Origin of the sequence: Campylobacter sp. MIT 97-5078, from assembly GCF_006864455.1 — a bacterium.
GTDB lineage: Bacteria > Campylobacterota > Campylobacteria > Campylobacterales > Campylobacteraceae > Campylobacter_D.
Genome location: NZ_QHLK01000022.1, coordinates 1 through 8,965, shown reverse-complemented (window position 1 = coordinate 8,965; position 8,965 = coordinate 1). Strand labels below are relative to the sequence as shown.

The 8,965-nt window shown below is 29.6% G+C and carries 10 protein-coding genes; 4 read left to right on the top strand and 6 right to left on the bottom strand.

What is annotated here, in order from left to right; genetic code table 11:
• Positions 1–1,665: 1,665 nt before the first annotated feature.
• From DMB91_RS08400 to DMB91_RS09175, 4 genes are all read right to left on the bottom strand, one after another.
• On the bottom strand, positions 1,666–2,007 hold the full coding sequence (locus DMB91_RS08400; protein ID WP_052043182.1) for a Rha family transcriptional regulator: 342 nt from the start codon (positions 2,005–2,007) through the stop codon (positions 1,666–1,668).
• On the bottom strand, positions 1,991–2,254 hold the full coding sequence (locus tag DMB91_RS08395; protein WP_143116900.1) for a hypothetical protein: 264 nt from the start codon (positions 2,252–2,254) through the stop codon (positions 1,991–1,993). The genes DMB91_RS08400 and DMB91_RS08395 overlap by 17 nt, the downstream gene beginning before the upstream one ends.
• A gap of 150 nt (positions 2,255–2,404) precedes the next feature.
• Positions 2,405–2,749, bottom strand: coding sequence for a hypothetical protein (locus DMB91_RS08390; protein WP_143116899.1), 345 nt, complete (start codon positions 2,747–2,749; stop codon positions 2,405–2,407).
• Complete coding sequence (locus tag DMB91_RS09175; protein WP_260604901.1) at positions 2,746–2,874, bottom strand: hypothetical protein; 129 nt, start codon at positions 2,872–2,874, stop codon at positions 2,746–2,748. Before DMB91_RS09175 ends, DMB91_RS08390 begins: the two co-directional genes overlap by 4 nt.
• Positions 2,875–3,366: 492 nt before the next feature.
• On the opposite strand from DMB91_RS09175, the gene DMB91_RS08385 reads away from it, so the two are divergent.
• The 4 genes from DMB91_RS08385 (at position 3,367) to DMB91_RS08370 (ending at position 6,819) form a co-directional block, all read left to right on the top strand.
• Positions 3,367–3,612, top strand: coding sequence for a hypothetical protein (locus tag DMB91_RS08385; RefSeq protein WP_034907000.1), 246 nt, complete (start codon positions 3,367–3,369; stop codon positions 3,610–3,612).
• Positions 3,613–3,628: 16 nt separating this feature from the next.
• Positions 3,629–3,835 carry a hypothetical protein gene (locus tag DMB91_RS08380; RefSeq protein ID WP_034906998.1) on the top strand — a complete coding sequence of 69 codons (207 nt, stop codon included), beginning with the start codon at positions 3,629–3,631 and terminating at the stop codon, positions 3,833–3,835.
• A gap of 43 nt (positions 3,836–3,878) precedes the next feature.
• A complete protein-coding gene (locus DMB91_RS08375; RefSeq protein WP_052043269.1) occupies positions 3,879–5,582 on the top strand; it encodes a DUF4942 domain-containing protein in 1,704 nt (567 codons plus the stop codon).
• 70 nt (positions 5,583–5,652) lie between these two features.
• Positions 5,653–6,819: a site-specific integrase gene (locus DMB91_RS08370; protein WP_143116898.1), complete on the top strand. Its 1,167-nt coding sequence runs from the start codon at positions 5,653–5,655 to the stop codon at positions 6,817–6,819.
• A 139-nt stretch (positions 6,820–6,958) separates the two neighbouring features.
• On the opposite strand, the gene DMB91_RS08365 is transcribed toward DMB91_RS08370, so the two are convergent.
• Positions 6,959–7,777: a TrbM/KikA/MpfK family conjugal transfer protein gene (locus tag DMB91_RS08365; protein WP_034906993.1), complete on the bottom strand. Its 819-nt coding sequence runs from the start codon at positions 7,775–7,777 to the stop codon at positions 6,959–6,961.
• Positions 7,778–7,790: 13 nt separating this feature from the next.
• Positions 7,791–8,834, bottom strand: a complete 1,044-nt coding sequence (locus DMB91_RS08360) for a hypothetical protein (RefSeq protein WP_034906991.1) — start codon at positions 8,832–8,834, stop codon at positions 7,791–7,793.
• Positions 8,835–8,965 lie beyond the last annotated feature (131 nt).

The window sequence follows — 8,965 nt, the reverse complement described above, 5'->3', positions numbered from 1 at the left end:
AACTCTAGCTTTATCTAAATAAACAAGCTCTTCAGCTTTGTCTTTAAGTTTTCAAGGCTTTGTATGTCTTTGAAGTTTTTAACTTCAAAGGCTACAAATCTATCATCATCGATTTTTTTTGAGTGATATAACAAATCTTTGCATCTTGGCAAGAAAATCCAAATGCAAAATATATTAATAAGCTTGCGAATTAATATATAAGCCACGTAGTGCAATAGTACAAACAATCGATTATGAAAAATACTCAAATATGACGCAGAAACAAATCTTTAATTCTCTCATTAACGCAGAAAAGCAAGAACACCAGAAGAACAAGTCAAACTAGCACAAGAAGTGCAAAGACTGCACCGCAAGAATTTGACAAGATAGACCATTTTCTAACGAATATATTGTCAGATAGTGAAAATCCTTCACTTTTTGCCAAACTGCAAGAAGCTTATAGGATTTAGCGATAATCGTTATCTGTGGAGAATTGGAAATTATCGCATTATTTGGTATTGTAAAAAATGATACTTTTCAGCTCATGCAAGTTATTAAAATCAGCAAAAGAGATGAAAATACTTATAAAGACTTATAATGAACTATATTTCAAACATTAATTTACAAAATACCAATACCCTCATAAAAGCTTTAAAAGCTATCTAAAACCTCAATTAACTTTAAAGACTACTCAAGGTATTAAAAACATAATAAAATCGATTTATGGCTTATTTCTGTTTATCTATCAAGCTCAATCAAATTGAAACTAAAATCAAAGCTTAAACTTTTTGCAAATTCAAAAACAAAATTTTTCTTTTTCTTTTTCTTTTTCTTTTCTTTTTTTTTTTTTTTTTGAATTTTTAAATTAAGCTTAAACTTAAGTTAAACTTAATATTAAACTTTGCTTAAAGTCCCTAAAAAAGGGGAAAAAATTAATATAGTCATTTAAAAGCATTTTAAGCGGTCTAAAACCTCAATTAACTTTAAAGACTACTCAAGGTATTAAAAACATAATAAAATCGATTTATGGCTTATTTCTGTTTATCTATGAGCCTAAGTTAAATTAAAATTTATCTTCAGCAACTTTTTTTCTTTTTCTTTTTCTTTTTTCTTTTTCTTTTTTTTTCTTTTTTTTCTTTTTTTTTTTTTTTTGAATTTTTAAATTAAGCTTAAACTTAAGTTAAACTTAATATTAAATTAAACTTAAACTTAAATGTAAATTAAGTTTTAAATTTAAATTTAAATTCTATTCCTTCCCCTTTTTTAGTTTTATATATATTAAACTTTATAGTTAATTCCTAATATAGGCATTTTTGGGTTAAAGGGCATTTTGCGGTATTTTTTATCATTTTAGGGGTGTTTTTGAGAATTTAAAAACTTAACCAAATACCTAATATATAGTATTATATAGTGTTTTTTAAGTTTCATTAAAGCTATAAGCTTAAAAAAAGTTTAAACTTAAATAAAAGCCTATTTTACCATATCTTTAATTTTATTTTAAGAAAAAATTTCCGCAAAATGCCCTTTAACCCTTTCAAACTATTACCACATAGTGTCTAGCTCTAATTTTTAAGCTAGACCTAAGGTTTTTAATTGACAAGTTCTGTTTGAGATTGTCCCACTTTGATCTTATGCTCAAAACTATCCAAATCAAAAAACTCGTCCTTACTTTGACATTCTAGCATTTTAAGCAAGATTTTTAATCTTTTCCTCCATAAGATTAAAAGCCTTAATAAACTCTACTTTCCATTGATATGCCTTTTCGCCTGTAAAACCCATAACGAGTAAAGCAAAGGCATCTCTAGTGAGGTTATAATAAGGATATTTTTTAATCGTTCCATTCCCTGTTTCTCGGGTGTAGAACGAAAACGCAAAATTGCGTTTTCGAAAATTATCTTGTGGCAAAGCCTTAATTGCCCGCATTAAATCAGCATGTCTTTTCTCAAACACCTCTGCTAATTTTAAAGAATTGATATACACTTTATCATTACTTATTGCAAGATCATAAATTTTAAGTGTTTTTGTCATTTTTTCTTAAAATTGCTGTATCTTGGTTGATTATGCCCATAATTTTTTTATATTTTTGAGCCTTTATTGCCCAAATTAAGATAGATTGAATATGTCTAGGAATTCGCTTGGCTTGTATCCACCTATTTAGTGTTTCTTCGCTATGTCCTAAAATATTTGCCAATTCTGCTTTGCTTAGGTTTATTTCATCTAACAATTCAAAAAATTTCTTCTTGCTTAAAAGCTTATCATTTCTTATCTTCTTCATTTGTGTAATCATAGCGAATAAATATTAATATATACTTAAATAATAACTTTAATTTTAAGTATTTTTGTCGTTTTTTAAAAGTTGAAGAGAGTTAAGAATTTATATGATTAGCTATGGAATTTTAACTCTCTTTAGAAAATTGTTTTTTATTTATTCACAAGTTTTTGGATCGATAATATCTATCCCCGATGGACCAGCTATCTTTAGAAAAAATGGATCTTTTATATTCTTAGCCATGTCATAATCTAAAGCTTCAAAAGCTTCGCTTTGCTTACCTGCTATTGTATAGGTATAAAATATAGGAATATAAATATATTTACCAACTTTGGTTTTTAGATAAGATTCATAATCTTCAGCATTGTCGCTAAATACTACTACAGCTTTCCTAGAATCTTTTAATTCGCACATTTTAGCATTTGCTGGGATATTATATTTTGCTTTGACTTCTTCATAGCTTAAGACTTTAGAATCAGCACTTAGCTTGATAAGCTTCAATGCCTTTTCTTTTCTTGATATTCATTCTTTGCTTTAAAATTTCCAGATGCTGAATAATCAGAAGAACAAGCTGTAAGAACAGCACCTAAGATGAGGGTTGAAGTTAAAAGTTTAAAACTTTTCATGAAAATCCTTTATAAAAAATTGCAGTAATTATATTAGCAATTATATTAAAAAATACTTAAATAATAAACTTGTTTTTGTTCTTTGTAAATTATATTAAAAAATGCTTAAATAATAAGTTTATATTTGTGAAATAAATTTGTTTAAATTTATTCTTGTGAAAAGTGTTTGTTATCGTGAAAAGTGTTTTTTCTATGGCAAATAAAGCCAAACCGCCTTATCAGTCGTTTGTCTTTATTTGGAAGCTTTAAGCCTCTTTACTTATAGTCTTAAAGCTAAGAAAAGCGGGGGAAATCCCCCGCAACGCCCCCTTAAAAAAGGGGAAAGGATTTTAAGGTTAGTGAAATGCTTTTAGATAGTTTTTTGAGGGGTATTTTTTAAGTAAAAAAAAGAGAAAAAAAATTGAATAAAAATTATTTTATTATTTTAAATATTAAGCATATTTTAAGCAAAAAAAGGGTATAATTTATTAAAGAAAAAAAGGAGTTTGAGAGATGAAAACTATTTATATTTTAAAATGTGGTGATGAGTGGTTGAGTTATGGGAGTATGGAAACTATAGGTATTTTTACGAGCCTTGCAAAAGCTTATAGGGCTATAGGTAAAATTTATGGGAGGAATTGGAAGAATAAATTCGATGAGAATTATCCTGGAAGCTTGCAATGGTTTAGTAAAGAAGATGCTTTTAATGAGATTATAGGCTTAAATATTGAAACAGCAACGCTTAATGAGATTATATAAAAAAGGAGGAATAAAGATGAGAGCAAACAAACAAGAAATTAAGGACTGCATAGCATACTTTCTGGAAAATGGCGTGGATGTTGTTAATCAGATGAATGAGAAAGTTTTTCTGAAGTTTGATTTTGGACTTGTTGAAATTTCAACAAATGAGATTAAAAGGCTTGCAAAGGAATATGTTATTTTGGAACTTAAAGGAAGGTTAAAATGGCAAAAAAGAACATAAACCAAACTATAGTGAGACTTTAGAAACAAAAGGAGAAATAAAGATGAGTAAAGCGACAACAAATGCACTTTTAAAAGAGCTTAAAGAAAATAATCAAGACTTTGAATGGTATCCAACAAGTAAGGAAATGTTAGAACCTTTATTTAAGTATTTTGAGAAAGAGGATAGAGAAAGAAGAATTAAAAGCATTTTAGATATAGGAGCAGGTGATGGACGAACGCTTTTAGCATTATCTTCAGAATTAGGTGCAAATAGGATTTATGCTATAGAAAAAGCCACATCTTTAATTCAAGCTATGAGCCGTGAGATTTTAAATGTGGGTGTGGATTTTTGGCAAACCTCACTGATAGAAAAAGAGCAAGATTTTATTTTTTGTAATCCGCCTTATAGTGAATTTGAAGCATGGATAGAAAGGATTATTAAGGAGGGGAATTTTGGATATTTTGCGTTTATTGTGCCTCATAGGTGGAGAAAAAGCCTTGCGATTAAAAGGGCTTTGCGCCAAAGAGTAGATTTGAAAAGCCTAAAAATTCTAGCAAGCTTTGATTTTTTAGCAGCAGATAGAATGGCAAGGGCTAAGGTGGATTTGGTGCTTTTGCAAACAACTAAATACGAAAGAAAGCAAGAAAAAGACATTTTCAGCGATTTTTTAGAAAAACAATTTGGGTTTAATTTTGAGCATATCAAAGAAGAAAAGAACGCCTACGCAAAAGAAAGAGAAAGGATTGAGGAGCTTGAAGATCAAACAAGAGAAATTGCAAAGGCTGATTTAATCGATTTTTTGGTTTCTAAGTATGAAAAAGAGTTAAGAGAATTTCAGCAAGCTGTGGCAAGCTTAAAAAATATACATCCTCAAATTTTAAATTCTTTAAATATTGATAAGGAAAAGCTTATAAACAGTATTAAAGAGCAACTCATTCAGCTTAAGGCTGTGTATTGGAATGCTTTATTTAATGAGCTTGAGAGTATTAAAAGAAGAATGATTAAAAAGTATAGAAATGTTTTATCTTCTCGTGTAGCAAGTGGGGCAAACATTGATTTTACTAAAGAAAATATCCATTCAGTCGTGATTTGGGTAATCAAAAATGCGGACAAATACATAGAACAAAGTTACCTTGATTTTTTTGATAGAATGGCAAGAGAGGATAATGCTAAACATTATAAAAGTAACGAACGTTTTGAGACGGACAAATGGCGATATAATAGAGAAGATTATAAACATATCCCGCATAAATTAGATTATAGAATAGTTTTGCAAGATGAAGTGCAAATAGATACATTATATCGATTACACCAAACAAACAAAAGCGACTTTTTAGATGATATGTGCGTTATTGCTCACAATCTAGGTTTTACTCCACATTCTACTTGGGAAAAGGTTGTTTTTTTAGCAGGCACTCAGGGTGAATTTGAAAGATTTGTAAATGAAAATGGGACAATATGCAAAAAGGTTTTTGCTGAATACAAAGCTTATAAAAATCATAACTTGCACATCAAATTTGATAAGGACTTTATGGCGGCTTTAAATCTAGCTGTAGGGCGATTAAGAGGGTGGCTAAGAAATGAGGCACAGGCAAGAGAAGAGTTTAAAGAAGCAAGCAATTTAGCCTTTGATAGTGGTTTTAAAAAGAGCTTAACGCTTTGCAAAAAAGATATGCCTTTAATGCTTGCAAATACTCAAGATTATATCCAAACAGAACAAAACAAAGAACCTTCCTTATTTGATAACTTAGATGAAGTAAGCTAAAGGCTTACTTCATTTTTTCCGCAAAGAAACGATATAAAACATCCTCATCAATCTAAAAAAGGAGTATGTAATGAAAAGTATCAATATTTATGAAAGAGGTGGCACACTTTATATTGATGCAAGAACAGAGGATAAAAGGCTACGCCTTAGCACAAAGCTAAAAAATAGCCCAGAAGCTCTGCAATTTGTAAAAGAAAATTATAAGCTCTTCATCAAAGACAGACAAGAAGCACTCAATGCTTTTTATGGCTTAGCAATACCCAAAGAAACTATTAAAAAGCCTTTATATAAGCCTATAAAAGAACTTTCTTTACACAAAAAAGAACACACAAAGAGTTCAAACAACGAAATAAACGAAGTTTTACAAGACTTGTTTCAAGAAAAACAAACACTCAAGCCAAACACTTTACTTTCATATAAAATTTTTATGAAGCAATTTAAAGAGTTTTGCATAATGCAAAATATTACACAATTTAGAGACTTTACACGCAAAAACTGCTTTGATTTTATCACATTTTTAAAAACAAAAAATAATAAAAACTCTACTATAAAGTTAAAAATAGCAATGTTAAGACACCTTTTTGAATATGCCATTAAACTTGAGCTTATAGAAAAGAATATTATTTTTATGCCAAAAATGAGCCAAAGTATAGAAGAGCTTGAAAAAGCAGAATTAAAGCCTTTTGATTTAGATCAAGTCAAGCTTTTGCTCTTAAATGCAAAAGGCGAGTTAAGATCTTTTCTCACAATAGCCTTTTTTACAGGCTTAAGAACAGGCGAAATTTTAGGATTGAAAAAAGAAGATATTAATCTTGATAAAAATAAAGCTAGCATTAAAAGAACACTTTCACAAAATAAGATGATTAATGCACCAAAAACAAAAAGCTCTTATAGAGTTATTGACATTTTGCCTATAATAAGAGCTGAACTTATTCAATTAATGAACCAAGAGGGTGAGTTTTTAATTCAAAAATCAAGACAACGGCTAAGAAGTGATTTTATCAATTTGCAAAAGAGCTTGAATATACAGCCTTTAAGAAGGCTATATGATACAAGACATTCATTTGCTAGTATTATGCTTTCAAAAGGCGAAGAACCTATGTGGATTTCTAAGATAATGCTAGGACATTGTAATTTAAATCAAACCTTTGCAACCTATGCAAAGTATCTACCCAAAAAAGTAGAAAATAGGGCTTTGTTTTTAAAAGACTTTGATTTGTGTGAAAATTTTGCATAAAAATTTTACTTGCTGAAGCCAAAAAACTCTTTTAGTTCTTGTTTAAAGCCTCTTTTTTGCTTGTGTTTTTTCGAATTTTTTGAGGCTTTGCAAGCAGATTTGCTTATTTGGGAAATCCAAATAACTGCTTTTTAAGATTTTAGTTATAAACAAGCTTATCTTTTACTTCCCAGCAATTTTTTTCAATCGGCATTTTTTGAAAATACAAAGTATCTAAACGAAAATATGAAAAGATAGACTTTTTATCATTAGTATCATAGTTTGTAACCTGTTTTACTCTTTGAGGATCGCTTCTTAATAGTGTGTGATATTCTATATAATTAATACTCTTTTCTTTAATCTGCATTCCTCTTTGAGCAGAGGCTAATTGATCATATTCTTGTTTGCTAATGAATTTTTTTGTATAGCCATTATTCCAATCTTCTTCACTATAAAATTGTGTGTTTTTGCAAGTATAATGTATGCTTTTATTTGAGTATTTGTGCTCGGTCAAAAGTTTGCATGACTTTGTAGGATTAGGGTTTATTCTATACTCATAAATCACATTAAAACCATTTTTTCCAGCTGTTCTTTTTTCTACTCTATTAAGAGTAGCTTGAGTGCAATCTTCATCTAAATTGCTAAGCATTTCTAAATAAATTGTATAATCATCATTGTTTTGAGTTAAGCCGTATTTTTCGGGATTATCTAAAATTGGGGCATTGCTTGGGGCTTGTCCTTGAGGGCAAAGGTTTAAAAAGTTTTTTCGTGCCGCAAGTGTTTGCCAAGGTTTTTCCATTTGTATTGAAAAGTATTTAGAAATATAGCCAGCACACTCACCACTCATCATACCACCAGCTAAACAAAGCAAAGCACCACAAGCATTAGCTTGATCGCCTTGCAACTCTTTTGCTTGAGAAAAAAAAGCAAAGCTCATCACACAAACAGGCATTAAAAAGATTTTTTTAAAAGCATTCATGTTTTTTCCTTTCTTAGTTTTTAGGTGTTTCAATCTTTATCATAGCATCATAATCAGGCAAGCCAAAGTCATTATACATCACTTGAAATTCAAAGTCATCTTTGTTTCTTTGGTAGTATTCAGTATCCTTTTCATTGACATATTTAGGGCTTGCTTGTTTGTAGCTGTTTTCATCTATAATTTGATTTGGTTTATTTTCCTTTTTTTCTTTCACTGCACTCATGGCATAAAAGTTTAAAGATAAATCATATTGTCTGTTTGCAACTTCTAAGAGCTTCAAAAGCATAGCATTGGTTAAAGCTGCAGCTTGTTTTTGATTATTGCTTTGTCTTAATTGATTAGCAAGGCTTTTAATATCTTCATCAAGTTTTTCTCTTGAATAAGGATTATCAGCACCACCATTATTATAAGTATCATAGAAAGCTAAAATTTTAGAGCTTTTTTGAGAATTAGCTGAATGAGCTAAAAAATTTTCAGCCTGTTGCATCATATCAATTTTGTGTCTTAGATCAATTTTTTCTTGTTCTCTTGCATCATTAATGCCGTTTTCATCAAGTCTTAATAATTGTGCATATTTTTCACCTAGTTCAGCCTTTGTTTTACCCAATATACCAGAACTCACAGCTGCTAAGCACACATTAACCTTATCATCAAGTTTGCTACTTGCTTTTGAGATTTGTTCGGCTAATTCTTTGCTTTCTTTTTCTAAAAAAGCACAAGTATTTGTTATATCAGTTGTTTCTTGAAATAAGTTTTCATCAAGCTTTACATCAGCTAATGAAGCTGTTTTATCGATAATGCCTTTGGTTTGTCCTAAAACATCTTCTACAGACATTCCAATGCCTTGTTCTTGTAATTGAAGAGCTTGATTAGTGCCTTGTTTGATCATTGCTTCATATTGTTTGATCAGTTGAGCATTAGTCTTAATCATTTCTTGCATATTTAAAATAGATTGGGTAATAGCAGAAATATCAACTGTGGGTATTCCACTCGCTCCTAATGGATGTATAAAAGCACTCATTGCTAAAACACTTAAACTTAAAACAATTTTTTTCATACTTTGTCCTTTCTTGGTATTTGAACTATTACAAATTTGCATAGTTTTAACATATTTCATCTTTGTATTCCTAAACCTAACTTTTTACTTTTTTCTTGGATAAGCTGTTCTGCTTGTTTGATAAGCTTTTC

Excerpts from the sequence above, each read along its gene's own strand:
- DMB91_RS08375 (WP_052043269.1), top strand. The coding sequence starts at position 3,879 with ATGAGTAAAGCGACAACAAATGCACTTTTAAAAGAGCTTAAAGAAAAT.
- DMB91_RS08395 (WP_143116900.1), bottom strand. The coding sequence starts at position 2,254 with ATGAAGAAGATAAGAAATGATAAGCTTTTAAGCAAGAAGAAATTTTTT.
- DMB91_RS08360 (WP_034906991.1), bottom strand. The coding sequence starts at position 8,834 with ATGAAAAAAATTGTTTTAAGTTTAAGTGTTTTAGCAATGAGTGCTTTT.
- DMB91_RS08385 (WP_034907000.1), top strand. The coding sequence starts at position 3,367 with ATGAAAACTATTTATATTTTAAAATGTGGTGATGAGTGGTTGAGTTAT.
- DMB91_RS08380 (WP_034906998.1), top strand. The coding sequence starts at position 3,629 with ATGAGAGCAAACAAACAAGAAATTAAGGACTGCATAGCATACTTTCTG.
- DMB91_RS09175 (WP_260604901.1), bottom strand. The coding sequence starts at position 2,874 with ATGAAAAGTTTTAAACTTTTAACTTCAACCCTCATCTTAGGTGCTGTT.
- DMB91_RS08365 (WP_034906993.1), bottom strand. The coding sequence starts at position 7,777 with ATGAATGCTTTTAAAAAAATCTTTTTAATGCCTGTTTGTGTGATGAGC.
- DMB91_RS08400 (WP_052043182.1), bottom strand. The coding sequence starts at position 2,007 with ATGACAAAAACACTTAAAATTTATGATCTTGCAATAAGTAATGATAAA.
- DMB91_RS08370 (WP_143116898.1), top strand. The coding sequence starts at position 5,653 with ATGAAAAGTATCAATATTTATGAAAGAGGTGGCACACTTTATATTGAT.